General features: G+C 70.7%; 19 protein-coding genes and 1 tRNA gene. 7 read left to right on the top strand and 13 right to left on the bottom strand.

All coding sequences use genetic code 11. From position 1 onward, the window contains the following. Positions 1 to 26: 26 nt before the first annotated feature. Both ACLQ2N_RS07350 and ACLQ2N_RS07355 read right to left on the bottom strand, forming a co-directional pair. Positions 27 to 1,544 carry a hypothetical protein gene (locus ACLQ2N_RS07350; protein ID WP_425810301.1) on the bottom strand — a complete coding sequence of 506 codons (1,518 nt, stop codon included), beginning with the start codon at positions 1,542 to 1,544 and terminating at the stop codon, positions 27 to 29. A gap of 565 nt (positions 1,545 to 2,109) precedes the next feature. Beyond that, a tRNA-Val gene (locus ACLQ2N_RS07355) sits at positions 2,110 to 2,181 on the bottom strand. Between the two features lie 174 nt (positions 2,182 to 2,355). Between ACLQ2N_RS07355 and ACLQ2N_RS07360 the strand changes: the two genes are divergently transcribed. The 3 genes from ACLQ2N_RS07360 (at position 2,356) to ACLQ2N_RS07370 (ending at position 5,146) form a co-directional block, all read left to right on the top strand. Then, a complete protein-coding gene (locus ACLQ2N_RS07360) occupies positions 2,356 to 3,123 on the top strand; it encodes a DUF4097 family beta strand repeat-containing protein (RefSeq protein WP_425810303.1) in 768 nt (255 codons plus the stop codon). A gap of 105 nt (positions 3,124 to 3,228) precedes the next feature. Continuing rightward, positions 3,229 to 4,689: a hypothetical protein gene (locus ACLQ2N_RS07365; protein ID WP_425810305.1), complete on the top strand. Its 1,461-nt coding sequence runs from the start codon at positions 3,229 to 3,231 to the stop codon at positions 4,687 to 4,689. Between the two features lie 229 nt (positions 4,690 to 4,918). Then, on the top strand, positions 4,919 to 5,146 hold the full coding sequence (locus tag ACLQ2N_RS07370) for an FmdB family zinc ribbon protein (RefSeq protein ID WP_425810307.1): 228 nt from the start codon (positions 4,919 to 4,921) through the stop codon (positions 5,144 to 5,146). Between the two features lie 75 nt (positions 5,147 to 5,221). On the opposite strand, the gene ACLQ2N_RS07375 is transcribed toward ACLQ2N_RS07370, so the two are convergent. From ACLQ2N_RS07375 to ACLQ2N_RS07390, 4 genes are all read right to left on the bottom strand, one after another. Beyond that, entirely contained in the window at positions 5,222 to 5,881 is a 660-nt protein-coding gene (locus tag ACLQ2N_RS07375; RefSeq protein ID WP_425810309.1) for an O-methyltransferase, read from the bottom strand. Positions 5,882 to 5,909: 28 nt separating this feature from the next. Then, positions 5,910 to 6,737 carry an HAD family hydrolase gene (locus tag ACLQ2N_RS07380; protein ID WP_425810311.1) on the bottom strand — a complete coding sequence of 276 codons (828 nt, stop codon included), beginning with the start codon at positions 6,735 to 6,737 and terminating at the stop codon, positions 5,910 to 5,912. After that, positions 6,734 to 9,211, bottom strand: coding sequence for a phosphoribosyltransferase (locus ACLQ2N_RS07385; RefSeq protein WP_425810313.1), 2,478 nt, complete (start codon positions 9,209 to 9,211; stop codon positions 6,734 to 6,736). Before ACLQ2N_RS07385 ends, ACLQ2N_RS07380 begins: the two co-directional genes overlap by 4 nt. A 65-nt stretch (positions 9,212 to 9,276) precedes the next feature. Then, complete coding sequence (locus tag ACLQ2N_RS07390; protein WP_425810315.1) at positions 9,277 to 10,440, bottom strand: HpcH/HpaI aldolase/citrate lyase family protein; 1,164 nt, start codon at positions 10,438 to 10,440, stop codon at positions 9,277 to 9,279. Positions 10,441 to 10,661: 221 nt separating this feature from the next. Here ACLQ2N_RS07390 and ACLQ2N_RS07395 point away from each other — a divergent pair, with 221 nt between their 5' ends. Next, positions 10,662 to 11,480: a TerD family protein gene (locus ACLQ2N_RS07395; protein ID WP_425810317.1), complete on the top strand. Its 819-nt coding sequence runs from the start codon at positions 10,662 to 10,664 to the stop codon at positions 11,478 to 11,480. A 31-nt stretch (positions 11,481 to 11,511) separates the two neighbouring features. Here the strand turns inward: ACLQ2N_RS07395 and ACLQ2N_RS07400 are convergent, their stop codons facing one another. The 6 genes from ACLQ2N_RS07400 to ACLQ2N_RS07425 all read right to left on the bottom strand — a co-directional run bounded on the left by ACLQ2N_RS07400 (position 11,512) and on the right by ACLQ2N_RS07425 (position 16,203). Next, the gene (locus tag ACLQ2N_RS07400) at positions 11,512 to 12,246 is read right to left on the bottom strand and encodes a TerD family protein (protein ID WP_425810319.1); all 735 of its coding nucleotides are present in this window, start codon (positions 12,244 to 12,246) and stop codon (positions 11,512 to 11,514) included. Positions 12,247 to 12,400: 154 nt separating this feature from the next. Next, entirely contained in the window at positions 12,401 to 13,528 is a 1,128-nt protein-coding gene (locus ACLQ2N_RS07405) for a DUF475 domain-containing protein (RefSeq protein ID WP_425810321.1), read from the bottom strand. Between the two features lie 70 nt (positions 13,529 to 13,598). After that, positions 13,599 to 14,174, bottom strand: a complete 576-nt coding sequence (locus ACLQ2N_RS07410) for a TerD family protein (RefSeq protein WP_164643397.1) — start codon at positions 14,172 to 14,174, stop codon at positions 13,599 to 13,601. Positions 14,175 to 14,332: 158 nt separating this feature from the next. Beyond that, positions 14,333 to 14,908 (bottom strand): TerD family protein, encoded by a 576-nt coding sequence (locus ACLQ2N_RS07415; protein ID WP_164402590.1) that lies wholly within the window; start codon positions 14,906 to 14,908, stop codon positions 14,333 to 14,335. 149 nt (positions 14,909 to 15,057) lie between these two features. Continuing rightward, complete coding sequence (locus tag ACLQ2N_RS07420) at positions 15,058 to 15,516, bottom strand: peroxiredoxin (protein ID WP_425810324.1); 459 nt, start codon at positions 15,514 to 15,516, stop codon at positions 15,058 to 15,060. A 249-nt stretch (positions 15,517 to 15,765) separates the two neighbouring features. Next, positions 15,766 to 16,203 carry a DUF3052 domain-containing protein gene (locus ACLQ2N_RS07425; RefSeq protein WP_018103344.1) on the bottom strand — a complete coding sequence of 146 codons (438 nt, stop codon included), beginning with the start codon at positions 16,201 to 16,203 and terminating at the stop codon, positions 15,766 to 15,768. Positions 16,204 to 16,744: 541 nt separating this feature from the next. Here ACLQ2N_RS07425 and aceE point away from each other — a divergent pair. Beyond that, positions 16,745 to 19,486: a pyruvate dehydrogenase (acetyl-transferring), homodimeric type gene (gene aceE, locus ACLQ2N_RS07430; protein ID WP_425810326.1), complete on the top strand. Its 2,742-nt coding sequence runs from the start codon at positions 16,745 to 16,747 to the stop codon at positions 19,484 to 19,486. A gap of 80 nt (positions 19,487 to 19,566) precedes the next feature. Here aceE and ACLQ2N_RS07435 read toward each other — a convergent pair whose 3' ends face one another. Next, positions 19,567 to 19,968, bottom strand: a complete 402-nt coding sequence (locus ACLQ2N_RS07435) for a peptidase inhibitor family I36 protein (protein WP_425810328.1) — start codon at positions 19,966 to 19,968, stop codon at positions 19,567 to 19,569. A 291-nt stretch (positions 19,969 to 20,259) separates the two neighbouring features. Here ACLQ2N_RS07435 and ACLQ2N_RS07440 point away from each other — a divergent pair, with 291 nt between their 5' ends. Continuing rightward, on the top strand, positions 20,260 to 21,471 hold the full coding sequence (locus ACLQ2N_RS07440; protein WP_425810330.1) for an alpha/beta hydrolase: 1,212 nt from the start codon (positions 20,260 to 20,262) through the stop codon (positions 21,469 to 21,471). Positions 21,472 to 21,558: 87 nt separating this feature from the next. Then, a complete protein-coding gene (locus ACLQ2N_RS07445) occupies positions 21,559 to 22,497 on the top strand; it encodes a DUF4429 domain-containing protein (protein WP_425810332.1) in 939 nt (312 codons plus the stop codon). The last annotated feature ends 14 nt before the right edge of the window (positions 22,498 to 22,511 follow it).

Genomic DNA, 22,511 nt, shown 5'->3' on the forward strand with positions numbered 1-22,511 from the left:
CCGGCAGATGCTCTTCCGGCCAGGGCTCACAGCCGCGCTATCAGATCCGCCATGACAGCGAGGGGCAGCGACGGATTGGCGGCTGCCGCCTCCCTCACCTGCCAGTCGGCATCGGTGAGTAGCTCTTCGATGATCGACGGCGGAAGTTCCGCGTGACTGGCGGCTACACGCCTCGTCCGTGCGTCTGCCAGGCAGGCGAGCAGCGCCGGTGCCGACGCATTGCGATGCCGGGCGATCTCGCGGAACGCCTTCCGCACCGGTGGATCGTGCCGGGCAACGTCTTCCAGAAGTGCCGGAGTCGCATCCGGATTGGCAGCCACCCCGGCAACAACCCGGACTCCGTGCCGGTCCAGCATGGTGCGCAGTCGGCCTTCCGAGAGGCCCGGGTGCGGAGCGATGGACTTGACCACTTTTGCGTCGGAGTCGACGGCGAGTGCGTCGCGTGTGGCGGGTGGCAGATCTCGGCGTTGGGCTACGAGCATCCGCACGGCTGGGTTCGGCGACTCGGAAAGCTCCTCGACCTCGTCGGGGGATGCCGAGGCAATCCGCGGCAGCAAAGTGGCCCCGATCTTGGTAGCGCCGGCCAGGTGGGTCAGCAGATCGAGCGGTATGAGCGGGTTATGGGCAAGCCTGCGCCGTACTTCGTGGTCACGATCGGTGGCCAGTACGCGTATCAGGGCCTCATCGGTCGCCGGATTCCCGGCGAGGTCACCTCGAACACCGGGATTCGAATCCACAGCAAGCCGAGCGCAGACCTCCGATGGCAGATCGGGGCGGCCGGCAAGCGCCCAGCGCAGCAGCAGCGAAGGGTTGCCGACGAAGGCCGCGACGGAGTCCGCTGGTGTCGCCGGGTTCCGAATCGCCATCTGCTGCATGTCGTGCCTGGTGGACTCGTGGGAGCCGTCGCAGGAGGCGCCGGACGGCAGATCGCAGTCGAGTCGCGAGCATGGCGGATCGTGCGCGAACGGCGTCTCTTCACGGTCGCAGACCAGGCACCGCTGTGCGGGTGGCAGCCCGTCGCCCGTGAGCAGCGCCGCCAGTACGGCCGGTGGCGTCGCCTCGTTGGCCGCCACCGCGCGACGGACCTCGGCATGCGGATGCGCCGCGAATCTGGTGGCCGTCTCCGGTGTCGTCCACAACGCGAGCTCCGCGACGACCTGTACGTCCGAGTCGGTGGCCAGCGTCTCCACCACGTCGGGCGGAAGGCCGGAGCAGGCGGCCAGCTTCTGCCGACGCTCGACGACTGGATCTTCCGCGAGGAGGCGCGCCCACTCCGGGCGTCCTGCACGCTCGGCCAGCAGGGCGAGCGCGACGTCCGGTTGCGTCGCGGGATCAACATCTGCGGCGGTCAGCAGGCCGGCATACGCGAGCGACACAGCGCTTTCCTCGACACGCGAGGCCAGCACCCTCGCCTGCGCGTGGCCGAGGTCGGCCCGATGCGCGAGGGCCGCAGCGATCTCGGCGTCCGCGACCGCGATCAGCCGGTCGACCAGCTCGGACGGCAGGCTTACGTTGGCGGCAAGCCCGCACAGAACATGGTTCACAGAGGCATCCTGCCTGGAACGGCACCGAGTGGCTTCCGGATTTCGATGCCAGGTGCTATTGGCAGAGAGGTGGCCCGGACCTGCGGTCGCACGTGCCCGTCTGGTCACTCCCGGGGCCTGCGCCGACGAGGCCGAGTACGCCGTGCGCGAGGTGCGACAACACCCGAAGCCCCAGCACCCCGACGTGACAACATGACGTGCACCCGCTGCGACCAGCCGATGCGCCCGGAGGAGTCCGAGGTGCACACCGTCTCCGGCGCCACCGAGGCGGGCGCCACGGTCCGCGTGCACCGGACACGGTGCGAGCCGCCGATGGGCGGCGACGCGGGTGGCCCCGCACTCGGTCTCCGAGGTATGCGGCCGTGGGCCGGGACACGCCCACCTGCTCCTCCCATGAGCGGCGCTCTACGTGCTGGGGGCACGGAATCCGGTCCCTCAATCGAGTGAGCGACAGGAAGGATCCCGTGGGGATGTGGACTCCATGCGGATTCCAGGCACGGGAAGACCCCTCGACCGAACCGGTCGAGGGGTCAAAAGCAGGCTCTGGCCTGCTACTTGTCCTCGGTGGGCGCGGACGGTTTCGAACCGCCGACATCTGCTTTGTAAGAGCAGCGCTCTACCCCTGAGCTACGCACCCGTGGATGAAGGAACAGGGTACATGGCTCGCGGGGCGTGTCGACAATCGGTTCGGGTGGGCTTACGGGGGATAGCCCCACCCCGGAGACGGTAGCCGTCCGGATCGTCCGGGGTGGGCGGCGCTGCCTACCGTGGGGGGCACATCGCAGCGTCGGCCCAGGGGGACCTGATCACCATGACCATCCGTAATCGCAGCGCGCTCGCGGCCGTCGGCGGCGCCGTACTGCTCGTCGCGGCGCTCACCGGGTGCGGGAGCACGGACGTGGACGACGCGCCCGTCGAGCACAAGTCGTTCGCGTTCGAGGGGAAGGCGCTCACCATCGATGCGGAGGACTCCGTGGTGGACGTCGTTCCGGCCGACGTGGACGAGGTCCAGGTGACCCGGAGGGTCGACGGATGGGTCGTCCTCGGGAGCGGGCCGGACCCCGTGTGGAAGCTGGAGGGGGACACGCTCACTCTCCGGGTGAAGTGCAGGGCGATGATCAGCGACTGCGAGGCGCGGCACGAGGTGAAGGTGCCCCGCGGGGTCGCGCTGACCGTGGACGCGGACAACGGCAAGGTCACCGCGTCCGAGTTCACCACGCCGCTCAACCTCCACTCCGACAACGGCGGCATCCTCGTCCGGGACGTCAGCGGGCCCCTGGAACTGAAGAGCGACAACGGGTCCGTCCGGGGTGAGCGGATCTCCGCTCGGTCCGTGGTGGCGCGGTCGGACAACGGGTCCGTGGATCTCGATCTCAAGCACGTCCCGGATCTCGTGGACACGGTCAGCGACAACGGGCGCATCGCCATCGACCTGCCCGCCGGCGCGACCTCGTACGCCGTCTCCGCGTCGGCCGACAACGGGCATGTCGACGTGAAGGTGCCCCGCAGTGACAGCAGCCGGCACGTGGTGAAGGCCCACAGCGACAACGGCGGGGTCGCCGTCCGGCACGCGAGCTGAGAAAGGAGCACGGTCACGGCCGCGGCGTGAACTAACCGGCACGTGTGTTCGTCCTTACTGGTGGGAGAATGTATCCGGCAGGGCGAATCGGCACGGGAGAGGCATGTGACGGCGACAGACGCGCAGCCGCAGGCGGGAGTCGCCGGAGCGGTACGGGAGCGGAGTCGGCGTCGTGCGGACGGGGCGGGTCCGCGTGGCCGGTACGTTCCCGGCCCGCATGAGCGGTATGCCCGGCGCGCTTCGGGCCTGCGCGACCTGTGCGTCCTCGTTCTCGCACCCCTCCCCCTCCTCGCCGTCGCCCTCCCCCTCGCCGTCACCGGCGGCGGTACGCGGCGGTGGTTCGGGGGGCGCGGCGAGGGGCAGCGGGCCGAGGCGCAGGCGGCGAAGGACGCGGCCGCCGAGGCGTTCTACGAGCTGGACACCGCCCAGCGCGACCTCAAGATCTCCATTGAGACCATCACCGCGGTCGACAGTTCGCCGGCCGCCCGCAAGGCCGTGGACGACTTCGCCGCGCTCGGCCGGCGCATCGACGAGGCGAGTCACGCGTACATCACCGCCGTCGATGCCCACGACCTCGACCGCGACGATCTGGAACCGGCCGTCGCGTCCCGGGCACGGGCCGAGCTGACCTCCGCCAAGGAGCAGCTGATACGGGTCAAGGGGGAGCTCGACCGGTTCGGCTCCGGGCTCGGGCCGCTCCTCGGCAGCGCCGAGACGCAGCTCGCCCGGCTCGCCCCGGCCGTCGAGCGTGCGCGACAGGCGCTCCTCGGCGCGAGCAATGCTCTCGATTCGGTGCGGGCGTCCGGGCTGCGGGCGGACGATCTCGCCGCCCGGCTCGCCGCCCTCGCCCCCGAGCTGACCAAGCTCAACCAGGGCGCCGGGCGCCATGGCGTGCCCGAGACCTTGCAACGTGCCGACCGCGTGCTGCGCGACGCCGAAGCCGTACGGGCCGAGGCCGAGAAGCTGCCCGAGCGCGCTGCCGAAATCGACCGTCGGCTGGTGACCCTGCGTACCCGCGCCCAGGCGCTGACCACCCGGTCCGCCTCTGTCGAGCCCGTCCTCAGCGAGCTGCGGCGCCGGTTCTCCGCCGCCTGCTGGCAGGACCTCCAGCCGGTCCCGGAGCAGGCCGCGGTCAATGTGCGCCGGGCCGAGGAGAAGCTGAAGGAGGCGGCCCAGGCCCGTGACGAGCAGCGCTGGGCCGACGCCACGTCCCGGCTGAGCACCGTGCGGGCCCTGCTCAACGCCACCGACGAGGCGGTGTCCGCCGCCGGTGACCGCCTGCGCCGGCTCGATGACGTCGCCAAGGACCCGCAGCAGGAGATCCAGCGCACCCGGTTCGCCATTCGCGACGCCCAGCGTCTCGCCATGGCCGGGCGCCACACCCCCGAGCCGCGGCACGCCCGGCCGCTGGACGACGCGGTGGCCCGTCTGGACCAGGCGATCACGGCCCTGGAGAACCGCCACCCCGACTACTGGCACTTCCTCACCGTGACGGAGGGCCTGCGCGGGATCGCCGCCGATGTCGTCGCCGACATCCGCGAGGAACGCGGCGCGGGGAGCCACTGACGCCGTGCGGCGTCGAGGGGCGTGATTCCGGCGTGCGTCGGGGGAGGTGATTCCGGCGTGCGTCGGGGGCCATGACCTGGCGTGCGACGGGAGGCGTCGTCCCGGCGTGCGGCGGGCGTGACCCCGGCGTGGCGTGACTCCGGCGTGCGTCGGCGCGGGTGCGGTGCCGCCCCTGCCCGGCTCGCTCCGGCCTGGACAGCCAGGGCCCCGTCGCCGATAACCTGGCGTCATGCCTCGTTACGAGTACCGCTGCCGCTCCTGCGGAGACACCTTCGAGCTCAGCCGTCCCATGGCCGAGTCCTCCGCTCCCGCCTCCTGCCCCGCCGGGCACGAGGACACCGTGAAGCTGCTCTCCACCGTCGCCGTCGGCGGCACGGCAGGCGGCGCCTCCCGGCCCGCACCGTCCGCAGGAGGCGGCGGCGGGGGCGGCTGCTGCGGCGGAGGCTGCTGCGGCTGACCCGCCGCCCCGGACGCGCCGAAGCCCGGGAGCCCCCGCCGCCCCCGGGCGCCTACCGCCTGGCCCCTGGGCGGGCTACCGCTTGCGCGACAGCGTCAGCCCGTCCGACACCGTCAGCAGCACGCTGTCCATCCGGGTGTCCGCCGACACATGGTCGTTGAACTCCTGGATGGCCTTCGCCGAGCCCGTCGCGTCCGGGTCCGTCACGCGTCCGTGGAACAGCACGTTGTCCGTGGTGATGACCCCGCCCGGGCGCAGCCTCGGCACCAGTTCCTCCCAGTACGCGATGTAGTTGCCCTTGTCCGCGTCCAGGTAGGCGAAGTCGATGTGGGGTTCCTCCGGCATCGCGCGCAGGGTGTCCAGGGCGGGGGCGATGCGCAGGTCGATGCGGTCGGCGACGCCCGCCTTCTCCCACGCCTCGCGGCCGTACGCCGTCCACTCCTCCGAGACGTCGCAGGCGATCAGCCGTCCGTCCGCCGGGAGGGCCTGGGCCATCGCGAGGGCGGAGAAGCCGGTGAAGGTGCCGACCTCCACGATGTGCCGGGCGCCGGTCAGCCGCACGAGGAACGCGAGCAGCGGGCCCTGCTCCTCCGCCGACTGCATGCCCGCGTGCTCGGGCAGCCGCGCGTAGGTCGTCTCGACCAGTTCGCGCTGCACGGCGTCGAGTGGCGGGTTGTGCGCCAGCATGTACGCGTACAGCTCATCGGTGATCTTGGTGGAGTTTCCCTTGGTCATCGCACAACTCTACGGTCGCCCGCGCGGTTTACCGGGCCTCCGAGGCCCGCAGGAAGCGGCGCAGGATCTCTTCGCCCGCCGCCACGCCCCGTTCGGCGGTGGCCTCGATGTGCGCGGCGTTCCAGCCCGCGTCGGCGAGTTCGCCGTGGCCGGGACGCCAGCCCTGGTCGGCGGCGAGCAGGAGGTCCGCGTCCAGGAGGGAGTCGCCGGCGGCGAGGGTGTGCGTGGCGCCGGTGCGGCGGGCGACCTCGCGCATGGCGGCGCTCTTGGTGAGCGGGCGCGGTACGGCGTAGATCTTCCGGCCCTGGAGCGATACGGTCCAGCCGCGCGGCTCGGCCCAGGCGGCGAGCTCCTTCGTCCACTCCGGGGGCAGTTCGGCGCGGTCGACGACGAGGTAGGCGAACAGGTCCTCGGCGACGCGCTCCTTCAGCAGCCATGCGGGGTCGGCGGTGGCGACGAGGTGGGCGCGCACCTCGGCGAGCGGGGCGCACTCGTCGGCGAGCCGGCCCGCCACCGTCCGCTGCCAGTCGGGGTCGGACTCGCCCTTCACCAGGATGTGGCCGCCGTTGGCGCAGATCGCGAACTCGGCCGGGGCGCCCGGGAGCCGGATGCGGTGGTACTGCTCGCGGGTGCGGGTGGTCGTCGGGACGAACACCGTGGAGGCGGCGGAGGTCAGGTCGGTGAGCAGCCCGGCGGCGGTCTCGGTGACGTAGGACAGGGGCTTGTGGTTGTAGACCTCGACGCACAGCAGCCGGGGCGCCCGCTCGTCCTCCATGGTGAGCTGGAGCGCGGCCGAGGAATAGATGAGGGTGCGGTCGAGGTCGCTGGCGACGAGGGTGACCGGGGAGGCCGTCACGCGGACTCCACCGCCTTGCCGTCGGCGCCTGTCGCCCCGCGTGTGTACTTGGGGTGGATGAGCCCGACGCAGGTGTACGGGAGCGAGTCGACCTCCTCGACGGGTACGCCGCGCTGCTCGGCCAGGAGCCTGATGTGGTCCAGGTCCGGGCCGGCGCCGCGCCGGGCGAGGATCTTCCAGGGGACGCGGCGCAGCAGGACCCGGGTGGTCTCGCCGACGCCGGGCTTCACGAGGTTGACGTCATGGATGCCGTACTCCTCGCTGATGCGCTCCACGGCGGCCCAGCCCTCCCAGGTGGGGGCCCGGTCGGCGGCCAGGAGCTCCTTCACCTCGGCGTCCACGGCGTCCGCGACCTCGCCGAAGCGCTCGGCGACCATGTCGAGGAAGAGGCCGGAGACATCGGAACCGGCCAGCTCGCGGTAGAACTTCGCGCCGTGGAAGTCGTACGGACCCACCAGGTCGGCGCGCAGGACCGTACGCGAAATGAGGCCGGAGACCGTGGAGTTGAGGCATGCGGAGGGGATGAGGAAGTCCTCGCGGGTGCCGTAGGTCCGCACGCAGCCGCCCGGGTCGGCGAGCACCGCGATCTCCGGGTCGAATCCCGCTACTCCCCCGGCCTTCTCGAACTCCGCGACGGCGGCGGCCAGTTCTCGGGTGATCGCGCCCTTGCCGGTCCAGCCGTCCACGAACACGACGTCGGCCGGGTCGTGGTGCTCCGCCAGCCAGCGCAGCGCGTTGGCGTCGATGCCGCGTCCGCGCACGATGGAGACGGCGTAGTGCGGCAGGTCGACGGAGCGCCGCGCCCGGGCCCAGCGGCGCATCAGCACGCCGACCGGCGTACCGGCCCGGGCGAGCGAGACGAGGACCGGGCGCGGGCCGCGCTCGGCGAGGACGGTCTCGGTGACCGTGCCCACGGCGCGGGCGATCCGGGCGGCCGACAGCGCGAGGGCGCTCTTGAAGAGTTCCTGGTACTCGGCGGAGGGCTGGTACTCGACGGGGAGCGATTCCGCGTAGTGCGCGCCCCCGCTCTGTATCGCCTCCTCGCGCTCCTCCGTGGGCGCTTCGAGGCGGGTGTCCGAGAGGTCCTGGAGCAGCCAGCCGACCTCGTCCGGCGCGTACGAGGAGAACGCGGGGCCCCGAAGGGGCTCGGGCAGCTGCATGGGGGCTTCTTCCTGGCGTTCGGAGGCGGGCGCCCCCGGTACGTACGAGGGGATCACCGCGAGCAGGACCTGCTCGGTGTGCGGGGCGAGGCGGTCGAGCAGGCCGCCGGGGGCGTGCAGCGCCGGGGTGTCGGCGGCGGAGTCGACGACGAGGACGACGGCGTCGAAGCCGGCGCCGGCGACGTTGTACGCGTAGCGCTCGCCGGGACCGTCGGCCGGGTCGTCGTGGGCCGGGAAGACCAGCCGGGTGCGTATCGCGTAGCCCGGGTCGTCCACGGCGAGGACCGGGGAGCGGGTGGTCGTGGAGTAGCGGACCTCGGCGTCGGTGCGCTCCTCCAGGGCGGTGGCCAGGCGCAGCGGTGCGTACATCAGCTCTTCGAAGCCGAGGACGAGGACGCGGCGGGGCCCGTCGCCGAGCGTCCGCGCGACGTGGTCGGCGAGTGCGGGGAGCGCGGGCTCCAGGAGGGCGCGGTGGGCGTCGGTGAAGCCGTGGCGCCCGCCGTCGGGGACGCCGGCGGGCCAGGGGAGGTCGAGGCGGGTGTGGGGGCGCGGGTGCGGGGGCCCGTCCTGGGGGGCCTCCCCGTCGGCCTCCCGCTCGGCGACCAGGGCCTGGCCCTTCTCCAGGACGCCGTCCGGGAGGGTGACCGTGCCGGTGTTGCGGGCCACCAGGTCGACGCGGGCGCCGATCTCCGCCGCGAATTCCGTCAGGCGGCCCCGGTCGGCCGGTGAGCGCATGTCGACCAGGGCGACGATGACGTAGTGGTCGCGGGGGTAGCGCTCGTGGAGGGCGCGGATCGTGTTGAGGACGGTGTTGCCGGTGGAGAACTCGTCGTCCACCAGGACCAGCGCCGAGCCGGGCCCGGCCGCCGCCAGCAGCTCCGGGTCCTCGGGGAGCAGCAGGTGGGAGGTGGCGTGCGAGTGGGCCTCCTCGAAGCCGCCCGCCCGGGCCACGCCCGGCACGGGCCTGCGGGTCGAGTGGAGGTAGGGCGCCCGGCCGAGGCCGTCGGCGACCGAGTGGCCGAGGCCGGTGGCCGTCTCCGCGTAGCCGAGGACGACCGCCCGCCGCGCGCCGTCCTCGCCGAGGAGTGCCCGCACCCGGCGGCCGAGCTCGACGCCGGCTCCGTACACCACGGAGGGGCGCTGCGGCACGTGCTTGCCGAGCACGTTGGACACGAGCAGGTGTGCCCGCTTGGGGTTGCGCCGCAGGGCGAGGCCCAGCAGCTCGCGCAGCTCCCCGTCGCCCGCCAGCCCGACGCCCAGTCGCTCCGCCACCCAGCTACCCGACCACACCACGTCCGTCGTCCCTCTTTCCACTCGTCTGCCGGATCCGGTGCCGTGCTCGGCACCGGGTCCCTCTCCGATCGTCCCGCCGGTGCCCCTCACTCCGCGAGGCAGGCCGCCAGCAGGTCCACGAAGCCGACGTCCTCCCGGGCCACGCCGAAGACTTTGGCGCGGATCAGGGTGCGCTCGGCCCAGGCCCGGTGCGGTTTCACCTCGTTCATCTTGTTGGTGTAGGCGGAGCGCAGCACCCCGCCGCCGTCGCGCTCGGGCCGCAGGATGTCCTGGGCGTCGCTGAACTCCTCGTGGCTGACCACGGACAGCGCGTGCACGGGTGCGACGTGCGAGGGGTGGATGCAGGTCTTGCCGAGCAGCCCGTTGGCCCGGTCCAGGTCGATCTCGCGCAGCAGGCCGTCCAGGTCGTGCGCGATGAGCGCGGTGCGCAGCGCCTCGGCCCGGTTCTCCTGGAAGGGGCTGTTCCGCAACTGCGGCTTGAACATGCGCTCCTGGCGGGGGAAGTACTCCCAGACGGGGCCCGTGACCGTGAAGCCCGTCCCGTCGGCCCGCCCGAGCACGTTGACGACGTCCGCGATGACGTGGGCGACGATGCCGACGTCGTACGCCGTCATGTCGGGGGAGCGCCGCAGTCCGTAGGCGGAGCAGAAGTCGGTGACGCCGAGGCGGAGCGCGAGGACCCGGTCGCGGTGCGCGGTGACGGTCTCGGCGATGCCCCGGAGGGTTTCGCGGCGGGTCTCCAGGTGGAGGAGCTCGGGCGATTCGAGCACCGGCATGGCGAAGAGCCGACGGCCTGCGGCGGCCTCGGCCTTGGTCAGGGCCTCCATGAACGGCATGCCGCGGGCGCGCGTGAACTTGGGGAGCACGAAACCGGACAGCAGCCGGACGGAAGCGCCGAGGCGGCGCACCAGGTCGGTGATCTGTTCCGGTTCGCGGACCCGGATGAACAGCAGCGGCGGTTCGATCGCGCGCGCGTCGAGGTCGGCGAACTGCCTGACCAGGTTCTCCTCGGCCCCGGGAACCTCGGAGTCGTCGATCGAGTCCTCCAGGCACAGCACCATCGAGACGACTCCGCGCCCGGCCAGCTTGACGATGTCGTCGGCGAGCCGGGGGCGGGTGGCGGGGCTGTAGAGCGTGGCGCCGAGGGCGGCGGAGAGGAGGGGGGCCGGCGAGTCGGCGTCGAACGCACAGGGTTCCTGGAAGAAGAGCCCGCCCTTCGCAGCAGCTGCAATATGCCCGAAATGACGCATGCAATTCCCCCCGTACTCTCTGACCGGCCGGACAACGTGTGGCCGGTAATAGTACGTACGAACGGGTGTCGGCAGTTCCCACTCGGGGTGAATTCCGGGTGTCATGACCGTTTCGCACGAATTTCAAAAGTGGCGGAGTGGGTGAATCCGCCCGGTCCCCGGGACACGGACTCCGCCCCCCGCGTTGTCCGCACGGGCGGCCAGCAGGCAGGATGACCGGCATGACGCACGCGATGGTGAAAGGCTCGAACGTCCCCCTCGACGCCATGGCCGTACGGGCCGTCCTGCGCTGGACGCCGGGCACCGGGGTGCCCGATGTGGACGCCTCGGCCCTGCTGCTCGGCGCCGGCGGGCGCGTGCGCTCGGACGAGGACTTCGTCTTCTACAACCAGCCTCGCCATCCCTCGGGCCTGGTGCGCAGGCTGCCCAAGCGCAGTCTGCCCGAGGGCCTGACGGACACCATCGAGGCCGACCTGAACGCGCTCGACCCGTCGGTCGACCAGGTGGTCATCGCCGCGTCCTCGGACGGGGCCGCCTTCGGAGCCGTACGCGATCTGCGGATCATGATCCACGACGCGGCGGCGGCCGGCGGCGAACCGCTCGCCGTGTTCGATGTGCGCGCGGAGACCGGCGAGGAGACCGCGATCATCTGCGGCGAGCTGTACCGGCGCGGGGACGGCTGGAAGTTCCGGGCGGTCGGGCAGGGTTATCCGACGGGGCTCATCGGCCTCGCGACCGCGTTCGGCATCTCGGTCGACGAGGCGGAGCCCGAGCCCCAGCAGCCCGCTCCGGCACCGCCCCCGGTCCCGCCCGCCCCGGCTCCCGTACCGGACTCGCAGGCGACCGTGCTGCACCAGCAGCCCTCCTACGGCTACCCGCAGCCCACCGCCGCCCCGGCGCCGCAGCCCGCGTACGGCTATCCCCAGCCGGCCTCCGCGCGGCCCGCCTACGGCTATCCGCAGCCCGCTCCGGAGGCGGCGCCCGCCCCCGACCCGAATTTCGTGCTGCCTCCGCAGGGGCCCCAGTTCATACGCCCCTGAGAACGCCGCGCACGACCTCCCGGAACAGCCCTCAGGCGCGGCTCTTGTAGCCGCGCCCCCACTGCATGCCGAAGCCGTACATCCGGTCCAGCTCGGACTGGAAGCCGTAGACGAACTTCACCTCGCGGCGCACGATCAGCTCGTCCTTGATGTTCTCCACCGTGAACACCGCGCAGGAGCGGGCCTGCGGGGCGCGTTCGTCCAGCTCGATCTCGATGCGCGGCCCGTTGCCCGGGTAGAGCGTCACCTTGGCGTGCGTGCGGTCGAAGGCGGGCGTCTGGTCGTAGATGTAGACGAAGAACAGCAGCCGCTTGATGTGCTCGCGCTGATCGAGATTGACGTAGAGCGTCTCGCCGGAGGGGGCGCCGAAGCGGTCGTCGCCGCTGAGCCTGATGTAGGGCGGCCCGTTCAGATCGCCGAGCAGATTGCCCAGGGGCTGCACCACGCCCCGGGTGCCGTCCGCCAGCTCGTACATGCAGCCGAGGTCCAGGTCGACGTTGACCATCCCCTGGGTGTGCGCCTGGACGGCCTCCGGCTGGAAGAGCTTGAAGGGGCGCAGCAGCCGGCCGCTCTGCCCGGAGCGGCCCCCGATGTCCGAGGTGCGCATGCGCCAGGAGAGGTTGACGCGCAGGTTGCCGCTCAGCGCGCCCTGCTTGGTCAGCGAGACCGTGGCGTGCCGCCGGGTGAGCACGATGGAGTTGGTGGCCGCGCTGCCCGACTCGAACTGTGATTCCCGCCCCGGCCACAGGCTGTTCCAGAACGCCATCCCCGACCCCGCCCTCTCGGTCCCTCACCCGTCGCACGCGGCGCATCCGACGCACGCACCACTGCGGGGCGGCTCCGGGCCGCCTCCGGGTGTGTCCCGGAACCGTCGCCGTACGAGCCGCCCCGCCAAGAGCGTTCCCTCAATTCCTACCGGGTCACACCCCGGCAGTCACTTCGCTCTTGCCTTCCTCGGCCTCCAGCGCCTTGTTGCGGCGGACGGAGGACCAGAAGGACCAGGCGATCAGGACGACGCCGACGAGACCGGTGATGATCTCGTTGATCTCGTACTGGATGGTGACGAGCAGGATGACGGCCAGCGCGCCGATCGCGTAGTGCGCGCCGTGCTCCAGGTAGACGTAGTCGTCCAGGGTGCCCTGGCGGACCAGGTAGACCGTGAGCGAACGGACGTACATGGCACCGATGCCGAGGCCGAGCGCCATGAGCACGATCTCGTTGGTGATGGCGAAGGCGCCGATCACGCCGTCGAACGAGAAGGACGCGTCGAGGACTTCCAGGTAGAGGAACATGAAGAAGGCGGCCTTGCCGGAGAGGGCGACCGCGGAGATCTTCTTGCCGCTCCGCTTGGCCTCTTCCTCCTGCTCGTGCTCGCGCTCCTCCTCCTCTTCGAGTTTGTCCTCGAAGTAGCCGGAGAGCCCGCCGACGATGAGATACGTGATCAGACCCGCGATACCGGCGAGCAGGACGGTCTCCGCCTTGTCCACATGTCCGCCGCCGTGCTGGTGGGCGTGGGTGGCGACGGTCATCGCGGAGATCAGCAGGACGATGAGCGCGATGCAGACCGACAGCATGTCGACCTTGCCCAGCTTGGCCAGCGGGCGCTCCAGCCAGCGGAGCCACTGGATGTCACGGTCCTCGAAGATGAAGTCGAGGAAGATCATGAGCAGGAACATGCCACCGAAGGCGGCGATCGCCGGGTGGGCGTCCGTGACCAGTTCCTTGTAGCGGTCCGGGTCGTTGAACGAGAGATCGATGGCGTCGATCGGATTCAGGCTCGCCGTGATGGCCACGATCACGACGGGGAAGACCAGCCGCATACCGAAGACCGCGATGATCACGCCGATGGTCAGGAAGATCTTCTGCCAGAAGGCGGACATCTTCTTCAGGATTCCGGCGTTGACCACGGCGTTGTCGAAGGACAGCGAGATCTCCAGGACGGAAAGGATCGCCACCACGCCGAAGGCTTCCCACCCCCCGTAGAACCACGCGGCCACGAGGCCGATCACGGTGATCGCGAACGACCACCCGAAGGTTTTCAGAAGCACTGGCTACCCCATCATGTGTGTAACGGGTCTCCCCCGACGTGCACGGGGCTCCCCCGCGCCGTGCGCGGCTTTACGAAACGTTGACCCCGAAGTCTAGAGCGATGCCTCGGAGCCCCGATGCGTACCCCTGACCAACTGCACGGAACTTCCACTCGCCGTTGTAGCGGTAGAGCTCGCCGAAGATCATCGCGGTCTCCGTGGAGGCGTCCTCGGTGAGGTCGTACCGCGCGAGTTCCTGGCCGTCGGCCTGATTGACGACGCGGATGAAAGCGTTGCTGACCTGGCCGAAAGTCTGACCGCGATTGTCGGCCTCGTGAATGGAGACCGGAAAGACGATCTTGTCGCAATGGGCCGGCACCTGCGTGAGGTTCACGATGATCGACTCGTCGTCGCCGTCGCCCTCACCCGTGAGGTTGTCACCGGTGTGCTCCACGGAACCGTCGGGGCTCGTGAGGTTGTTGTAGAACACGAACCACTCGTCGCCGAGGACCCGGCCCGACTGGCACAGCAGCGCGCTGGCGTCCAGGTCGAAGTCGGCCCCCGTCGTGGATCGTGCGTCCCAGCCGAGCCCGACCAGCACCTGGGTGAGATTGGGTGCGGCCTTGGAGAGGGAGACATTGCCTCCCTTGGCGAGCGTGACGCCCATGGTGTGTCCTCCCCGAGTCTATGAACCGTCTTTGTACCGGACGGAGCCGCCGGCCGAACCCGTACGGCCGGAAAAACTGTCCGTCGAGCGCGTCCGGCGCCGCACGTGGTGCGGCGCCGGACGGAAATGCTGGTGCCGGGGCCGGGGCCCCGGGCAGGTCAGACGTTGACGCCGAAGTCCTGCGCGATGCCGCGCAGACCGGAGGCGTAGCCCTGGCCGATGGCGCGGAACTTCCACTCCGCGCCGTTGCGGTAGAGCTCGCCGAAGACCATGGCGGTCTCGGTCGAGGCGTCCTCGGACAGGTCGTAGCGCGCGAGCTCGCTGTTGTCGGCCTGGTTGACGACGCGGATGTACGCGTTGCGGACCTGGCCGAAGCTCTGCTGGCGGCTCTCGGCCTCGTAGATCGAGACCGGGAAGACGATCTTGTCGACGTCGGCCGGTACCGTGGCCAGGTTGACGTTGATGACCTCGTCGTCGCCCTCGCCCTCACCGGTGAGGTTGTCACCGGTGTGCTCGACGGAGCCGTCGGGGCTCTTGAGGTTGTTGAAGAAGACGAAGTTGCCGTCGTTGGCGACCTTGCCCTCGGCGTTCGTCAGCAGAGCACTGGCGTCGAGGTCGAAGTCCCCGCCGGTGGTGGTACGGGCGTCCCAGCCGAGACCCACGATGACCGCGGTCAGGTTGGGCGCGGCCTTGGTCAGCGAGACGTTGCCGCCCTTGCTGAGGCTGACTCCCACGAGTCCTCCCATTGGTTTCTTGGGGGCCGGCCGGTGCCGGCGCCTCCACGTCGTGTTGACATCCGATCAACGAGTGGATCCTAGTGACCGGTTCCCGGCCGAAACAGGCTTTCCGCCCCCGGGTCGGCCCGCGATCCGCCCGAAGCGGATCAGAGGGAGCCGAGCGCCTTGACGTAGTCGTTGAGGTCGCGTGCGTCGGGCAGGCCGTTGACGACCGTCCAGCGCACCACGCCCTCCTTGTCGATGATGAAGGTGCCGCGCACCGCGCAGCCCTTCTCCTCGTCGAAGACGCCGTAGGCCCGCGAGGTCTCGCCGTGCGGCCAGAAGTCGGAGAGCAGCGGGTACTCCAGACCCTCCTGCTCGGCGAAGACGCGCAGGGTGTGGATCGAGTCGTTGGACACGGCCAGCAGCTGCGTGTCGTCGTTCTCGAACGTGGGCAGCTCGTCGCGGAGCGCGCACAGCTCGCCCGTGCAGACGCCGGTGAAGGCGAACGGGTAGAACAGCAGCACCACGTTCTTCTCGCCACGGAAATCGGAGAGCTTCACGGTCCGGCCGTGGTTGTCCTTCAGCTCGAAATCCGGGGCCTGGGTGCCGACCTCGATCGCCATGAAAACGCGTCCCTTCGCTACGTCACCGGGCTGGGCTGTCCGGGTGACCCCCACCCTACGCAGACCGCCCGGGCACCCGTGCGGCACCCGGGAAAGCTTCCCGCGTATGTGCGGATCAAGCCAGTGGGTGACCGGGGTACGGATGTGCGGGCCGGACGTACGAAGGCCCCCGGGATACGGATGTGCGGGGACGTACGAAGGCCCCCGATCGGCGTGATGCCTGTCGGGGGCCTTCAGGGGTTGGTGGGGTCAGCGCTTGGCCTTGGCCGCTTTGGGCGTGACGAGACGGCTTCCCGACCAGTCCTTGCCCGCGTTGACGCTCTTGGTCTGGGCGAGCCCGGCGGTCTGGGCGGCCTCGTTGATGTCGCTCGGCTCGACGTATCCGTCGCGGCCGGTCTTGGGCGTCATCAGCCAGACCACGCCGCCGTCCTCGAGCAGACCGATGGCATCCACCAGCGCGTCCGTAAGGTCGCCGTCCTCGTCGCGGAACCACAGCAGGACGACATCAGCGATGTCGTCGTAGTCCTCATCGACGAGGTCCTGGCCGGTAATGGCCTCAATGCCCTCACGGAGCTCCAGCTCGACGTCGTCGTCGTAGCCGATCTCCTGGACCACCTGTCCGGGCTCGAACCCCAGGCGTGCCGCCGGGTTGGTCCGCTCCTCCGCGTGGTCCGCGGTCGCGCTCACGGGTTGCCTCCTGATCATGTTTCGGAAAATGCTTCAGCCACGCGCGTGCGCGGGGCGTTGGCCGTAGTCCACACGGGAGCGGCGGATCGCGCAAGTACCCAGCGTACGAGACCGCCTAAACGGTGACGTTTCCTGTCACGTCGCCGCCCTTCAGGCAGCCCTCCCGCGAGGGCTCCGCGTCCTCCTCCACTCCTGTCGCGTCCTACGTCCTTGGACAGCTTATGCCGTTTCGGTCCGGCATTCGGAGCCGAGCAGCTTTTGGGAACACTTGCACACCTTGGACGTATGGTGGCGTTCCGTCCCTTCTCACCCCGCCTGCCCCATCCTGTCCGCCACCTTCTGCCTGCACCGATACCCACTCGGCGGCCGTCCATCCACCCCGGCGGAACCGGGCGGGGGACGCGTGCGCGGTTACCTCTCGGTAGAGATGACGTACGCGTTTCAGCGGTACACGATGGGTTGGCGTACACGTACCTCTCGTCCGGGGGCAGGACTCCCGTAGCAGGCCCCGAAGCGCAGCACCGAACAGCGAAGGAACAGCGTGGCTTCCGGATCCGATCGCAACCCGATCATCATTGGCGGCCTTCCGAGCCAGGTCCCGGATTTTGATCCCGAAGAGACCCAGGAATGGCTCGACTCCCTCGACGCCGCCGTCGACGAGCGAGGCCGTGAGCGGGCCCGCTATCTCATGCTCCGGCTCATCGAGCGAGCGCGCGAGAAGCGCGTCGCCGTGCCGGAGATGCGCAGCACGGACTACGTCAACACGATCGCCACGAAGGACGAGCCGTTCTTCCCCGGCGACGAGGAGATCGAGCGCAAGATCCTCAACGCGACCCGCTGGAACGCGGCCGTGATGGTCTCGCGCGCCCAGCGTCCGGGGATCGGCGTGGGCGGCCACATCGCCACGTTCGCCTCCTCGGCCTCGTTGTACGACGTCGGCTTCAACCACTTCTTCCGGGGCAAGGACGACGGTCTGGGCGGCGACCAGATCTTCTTCCAGGGGCACGCCTCGCCCGGGATCTACGCCCGCGCCTTCCTGCTGGACCGGCTGAGCGAGGCGCAGCTCGACGCGTTTCGCCAGGAGAAGTCGAAGGCGCCGAACGGGCTGTCCAGCTATCCGCATCCGCGGCTGATGCCGGACTTCTGGGAGTTCCCGACGGTGTCGATGGGCCTCGGCCCGCTCGGCGCGATCTATCAGGCGCGGATGAACCGGTACATGGAGGCGCGCGGCCTCGCCGACACGTCGAACTCCCATGTGTGGGCGTATCTCGGTGACGGCGAGATGGACGAGCCGGAGTCGCTCGGCCAGCTGTCCATCGCCGCGCGCGAGGGCCTGGACAACCTGACCTTCGTCGTCAACTGCAATCTCCAGCGCCTCGACGGCCCGGTACGCGGCAACGGCAAGGTCATCCAGGAGCTGGAGTCCCAGTTCCGGGGCGCCGGGTGGAACGTGATCAAGCTGGTCTGGGACCGCTCCTGGGACCCGCTGCTGGCACAGGACCGCACGGGCATCCTGGTCAACAAGCTGAACACGACGCCGGACGGGCAGTTCCAGACGTACGCGACGGAGACCGGCGCGTACATCCGGGAGCACTTCTTCGGGGACGACCCGAGGCTGCGCGAGATGGTCAAGGACATGACCGACCAGCAGATCCTGCACCTGGGGCGCGGCGGACACGACCACCGCAAGGTCTACGCGGCCTATGCGGCGGCCAAGGCCCACAAGGGCCAGCCGACGGTGATCCTGGCGCAGACGGTCAAGGGCTGGACCCTCGGGCCGAACTTCGAGGGTCGCAACGCGACCCACCAGATGAAGAAGCTCACCGCCGAGGATCTGAAGCGGTTCCGGGACCGGCTGCACATCCCGATCGCGGACAAGGAGCTGGAGGGCGGCAACCCGCCGTACTACCACCCGGGCCGCGGCTCGGAGGAGATCCAGTACATGCACGACCGCCGCAAGGGCCTGGGCGGTTACGTCCCGACCCGGGTGGTGCGCGCGAAGCCCCTGCCGCTGCCCGAGGACAAGACGTACGCGGCGGCGAAGAAGGGCTCGGGCCAGCAGTCGATCGCCACCACCATGGCGTTCGTCCGCATCCTGAAGGACCTCATGCGGGACAAGGAGATCGGCAAGCGCTTCGTGCTGATCGCACCCGACGAGTACCGCACGTTCGGCATGGACGCCTTCTTCCCGAGCGCGAAGATCTACAACCCGCTCGGGCAGCAGTACGAGTCGGTGGACCGCGACCTGCTGCTCGCGTACAAGGAGTCGCCGACCGGGCAGATGCTGCACGACGGCATCTCGGAGGCGGGCTGCACGGCCTCGCTGGTCGCCGCGGGCTCCGCCTACGCGACGCACGGCGAGCCGCTGATCCCGGTGTACGTCTTCTACTCGATGTTCGGCTTCCAGCGCACCGGTGACCAGTTCTGGCAGATGGCGGACCAGCTGGCGCGCGGCTTCGTGCTGGGCGCGACCGCCGGCCGGACGACGCTGACCGGCGAGGGGCTCCAGCACGCCGACGGGCACTCGCAGCTGCTGGCGTCGACCAACCCGGCCTGCGTGGCCTACGACCCGGCGTTCGGGTACGAGATCGCGCACATCGTGCAGGACGGTCTGCGCCGGATGTACGGCGGGACCCCCGAGGAGAACGAGGACGTCTTCTACTACCTCACCGTCTACAACGAGCCGATCCAGCACCCGGCGGAGCCCGCGGATGTCGATGTCGAGGGCATCCTGAAGGGCGTCTACCGCTACAGCGGCGGGCAGAAGGGCGAGATCCCGGCCCAGATCCTGGCTTCCGGTGTGGCGGTGCCGTGGGCGGTCGAGGCGCAGCGCATCCTCGCCGACGAGTGGAACGTGAAGGCGGACGTCTGGTCGGCGACCTCCTGGAACGAGCTGCGGCGCGAGGCCGTGGACGTGGAGCGGTACAACCTGCTGCACCCGGATGAGGAGCAGCGCGTGCCGTACGTGACGCGCAAGCTGTCCGGGGCGCAGGGGCCGTTCGTGGCGGTGTCGGACTGGATGCGGTCCGTGCCGGACCAGATCGCCCGCTGGGTGCCCGGGGCGTACCAGTCGCTGGGCGCGGACGGGTTCGGGTTCGCGGACACGCGGGGCGCGGCGCGGCGGTACTTCCACATCGACGCGCAGTCGATCGTGCTCGCGGTGCTCACGGAGCTGGCGAAGGACGGGAAGGTGGACCGGTCGGCGCTGAAGACGGCGGTCGACCGCTACGAACTGCTGGACGTGGCCTCGGCGGATCCGGGGGCCGCGGGCGGCGACGCGTAGCGCGGGCGCGGAGACCGGCCCGGTGCGGGGCGGTGGGACCCGGGGAGGGTGCCGCCGCCCCGCGGCGCGTCCGGAGCCGGTCAGTTCTCCCACACCTTGAAGGCGCGCACCTGGTACGGCGACCGCGGCAGCCAGGTGCCGCCGCCCGGGTACGTCTCGAACTCACCGGTCTCCGCGCACTCGGCGGACTGGTAGGTGGTGACGGGCCGGCCGGTGCGGTTGGCGAGGGCCTGGGCGGTGGTGCCGGGTGGCAGCGGGACGCAGCTCTCGATGTCGATGGCGGACAGCTCATGGGTCTGCCGGGCGCCGGTGAAGTCGGGCTTCGCCCAGAGGCACAGCTGCCCGCTCCCGCAGTCCCCGAGCCGGACGGGCGCGGCGGGCTTCGCGGGTGCGGTGGCGCCGGCGGGTGCGGTGGCGCCGGCGGGTGCGGACAGGAACAGGGCGGTGACGGCCAGGACGGCTGCGGCGACGGTCGTACGCATGTGAGTGGAACCCCCGTGTGATGGACATGCCGTGGAACTGCGGATGCGGGTCCTCCACCGATGTGGAGCTCCCGGAACCCACCCTGCATGGTTACGGAGAGTAATCGGAAGGGTCGGAGCCCGAGACCACTCCGAAAGGTGACAACACCCACAGGGTTGACGCGAATGGCGCGGAGCGTGCCACAAGGCCGTACGCAGGGTGAGGCGATCACGGTGTCCTTCCGCACAGTCGAGTGATCTGGGTCACTCCGCTCCCGAACGGGCTCCGCCCGTCTCCTAGGGTGGTCCGGAGTGACTTCCTTCGACTCCTCCCCCAGCCTCACCGCCTGGCGCGCCCTGCTCGCCGTCGCGGTCGTTTTCGTGATGCTCGCAACGACCGGCTGGACCGCCGTGCACCACCAGCGCTCCGGCGACTCCCGCGCGCTCGCGCTGGCCGCCTGGGCCAAGGGGTCGATAGCGGGGCAGCCGCTGCCGGACGCCGACAGCGCTCCGTACAAGCTGGCGCACTTCTTCGCCACGCTGACACCGGGGCAGCGCGCGCACCTCGCCGACAGATACCCGCTCGTCGTGGGGAACCTCAACGGCGCCCCGGTCACCACGCGTTACCGCGCGAACCGGCGGGCGATCGGGCAGGCCGGCGCGGTCGAACGCACACGCGTCCAGGACACCAGACTCTCCGCGTCCGGCCGTGCCGAGGCCCAGCACCGCCTGGACCGCTTCCGTTCGATGCTCGCCCGGGACCGCCACTTCCTGGCGTTCGACCCCTCGGGGCGCGGGCTCGCCGCCGAGGTCTTCGGCGACCTGGACCGGGCGCGGCGGATCTCGCTCGTCGTGCCCGGGGTCGACACGAATCTGCTGACCCTGGAACGCACCGGCGCCAAGACCAACGCCGCGCCCGTCGGCATGGCCAAGTCGCTGTACGCCGCCGAGCGCGGCGCGAACCCCGAGGTGCGCACCGCCGTCATCGCCTGGGCCGACTACACCACGCCCGCCGGCATCGGCATGGACGCCGCCCTCGGCAACCTCGCCGAGCGCGGGGCGGTCCGGCTCGACGCGCTCGTCCGGGCTCTCCCGGGACCGGCTCCCGTCTCACTGTTCTGCCACAGCTACGGCTCCGTTCTGTGCGGGGTCGCCGCGAGCAGGCTGCCCGGCCGGGTCGAGGACATCGCCGTGGCCGGCAGCCCGGGCATGCGGGCGGACAACGCCGGACAGCTGCACACCCGGGCGCACGTCTGGGCGATGCGGGACAGCGGCGACTGGATCGAGGACGTGCCGAACCTGGAGTTCGGGGGCCTCGGGCACGGTGCCGATCCGGTGGACCACGACTTCGGCGCGCGGGTCGTCTCCGCGGACGGCGCGCTCGGCCACAGTGGCTACTTCGAGCCGGGCACCGAGAGCCTGGACAACTTCGCCGCGATCGGAGTTGGCGCATACACGTCGGTGACCTGCGCACCGGCCGACAGCACCTGCAACGACGGGGTGTACGCCAACTCGACAGCCTGACACGCGTAGAGACACCGCCTCCGGCCTCCGGAAGCGGTGGACTCCGAGAGGGGACGGGGCGGGCAAGTGCCGCATACGATGAGGCGCATGGGTGATGTGCTGGCCGGAATTCATGCCACCTGGGAGTTCGACGCCGACTCCGTGCTCATCCGCTACGAACGGGGCATCCGCTCACCGAGGCTCCTCCAGAGCCTCCGTGAGCGTCGCGTTCCGCACGCGGCGCTGTCGTCGGTGACGCTGACCCCGGGCAGGCGGGGCACGGTGGTGCTGCGTGCCGTGCCGCGCCCCGGGGCCGACCCGCTCCTGGAAGCCGCCGCCGGGCAGCTGAAGGACGGCTGCGACCCGTACCGGCTGGTGCTCCCCGCCGCCCGCGAGACCCTTGCCGAGTACTACGCGGACGAGCTGCGGTCCTGCCTCGGCGCGGACGCGGGTGATCCCGCCGACCGTTTCCTGGTCGCGGCCCCAAAGGCCCCGATGCAGTTCAAGGCGTACGACGGGCGGGCCGGCTTCGACGGTGAGCGGATCTCCTTCCGCTGGTTCTGGACGGGCGCCTCGTCGGAGAAGTGGAAGGCCGGCGACCAGACGTTCCCGGTCACGGATCTGTGCGGGGTCGAGTGGCGCTCGCCGGAGGGTCTGGAGGGCTATCTGCGGTTGCTGCCCAAGGGCCCGGACACCGCCGTCCCCGCGTCCGGAGGGCTCACCGCTCCCGCGACGGGCGGGACGGTCACCGGCCTCCAGCCGGTGATACCCAGGCCCGCCCGGGCCGACCAGGACCCCGCGGCGGTGATCTTCGGGCTCGGCTACGGCCCGGTCCACGAGTCGCTGCCCTTCGCGGCGGCCGTCCTGGAGTCCGTACGCAGGAAGCAGTCCGCGCCCCCGGCCGCCGCCGCCCTCGCCGCCGCCGCCCGGCGGGATCCGGCCGACATCGCGGAGCGCATCCACCACCTCGGGGAGCTGCACCGGGCGGGCCTGGTGACCGACGAGGAGTTCAGCGCCAAGAAGGCGCAGCTCCTGGCCGAGCTGTAGCCGGCAGCCGCCCC

The organism is Streptomyces sp. DT224, from assembly GCF_049844595.1.
GTDB lineage: Bacteria > Actinomycetota > Actinomycetes > Streptomycetales > Streptomycetaceae > Streptomyces.

Bases quoted from the DNA above. Each gene is read 5' to 3' on its own strand.
- ACLQ2N_RS07395 (WP_425810317.1), top strand. From the start codon at position 10,662: ATGACGCACGCGATGGTGAAAGGCTCGAACGTCCCCCTCGACGCCATG.
- ACLQ2N_RS07410 (WP_164643397.1), bottom strand. From the start codon at position 14,174: ATGGGCGTCACGCTCGCCAAGGGAGGCAATGTCTCCCTCTCCAAGGCC.
- ACLQ2N_RS07360 (WP_425810303.1), top strand. From the start codon at position 2,356: ATGACCATCCGTAATCGCAGCGCGCTCGCGGCCGTCGGCGGCGCCGTA.
- ACLQ2N_RS07400 (WP_425810319.1), bottom strand. From the start codon at position 12,246: ATGGCGTTCTGGAACAGCCTGTGGCCGGGGCGGGAATCACAGTTCGAG.
- ACLQ2N_RS07370 (WP_425810307.1), top strand. From the start codon at position 4,919: ATGCCTCGTTACGAGTACCGCTGCCGCTCCTGCGGAGACACCTTCGAG.
- ACLQ2N_RS07390 (WP_425810315.1), bottom strand. From the start codon at position 10,440: ATGCGTCATTTCGGGCATATTGCAGCTGCTGCGAAGGGCGGGCTCTTC.
- ACLQ2N_RS07435 (WP_425810328.1), bottom strand. From the start codon at position 19,968: ATGCGTACGACCGTCGCCGCAGCCGTCCTGGCCGTCACCGCCCTGTTC.
- ACLQ2N_RS07375 (WP_425810309.1), bottom strand. From the start codon at position 5,881: ATGACCAAGGGAAACTCCACCAAGATCACCGATGAGCTGTACGCGTAC.
- ACLQ2N_RS07420 (WP_425810324.1), bottom strand. From the start codon at position 15,516: ATGGCGATCGAGGTCGGCACCCAGGCCCCGGATTTCGAGCTGAAGGAC.
- ACLQ2N_RS07445 (WP_425810332.1), top strand. From the start codon at position 21,559: ATGGGTGATGTGCTGGCCGGAATTCATGCCACCTGGGAGTTCGACGCC.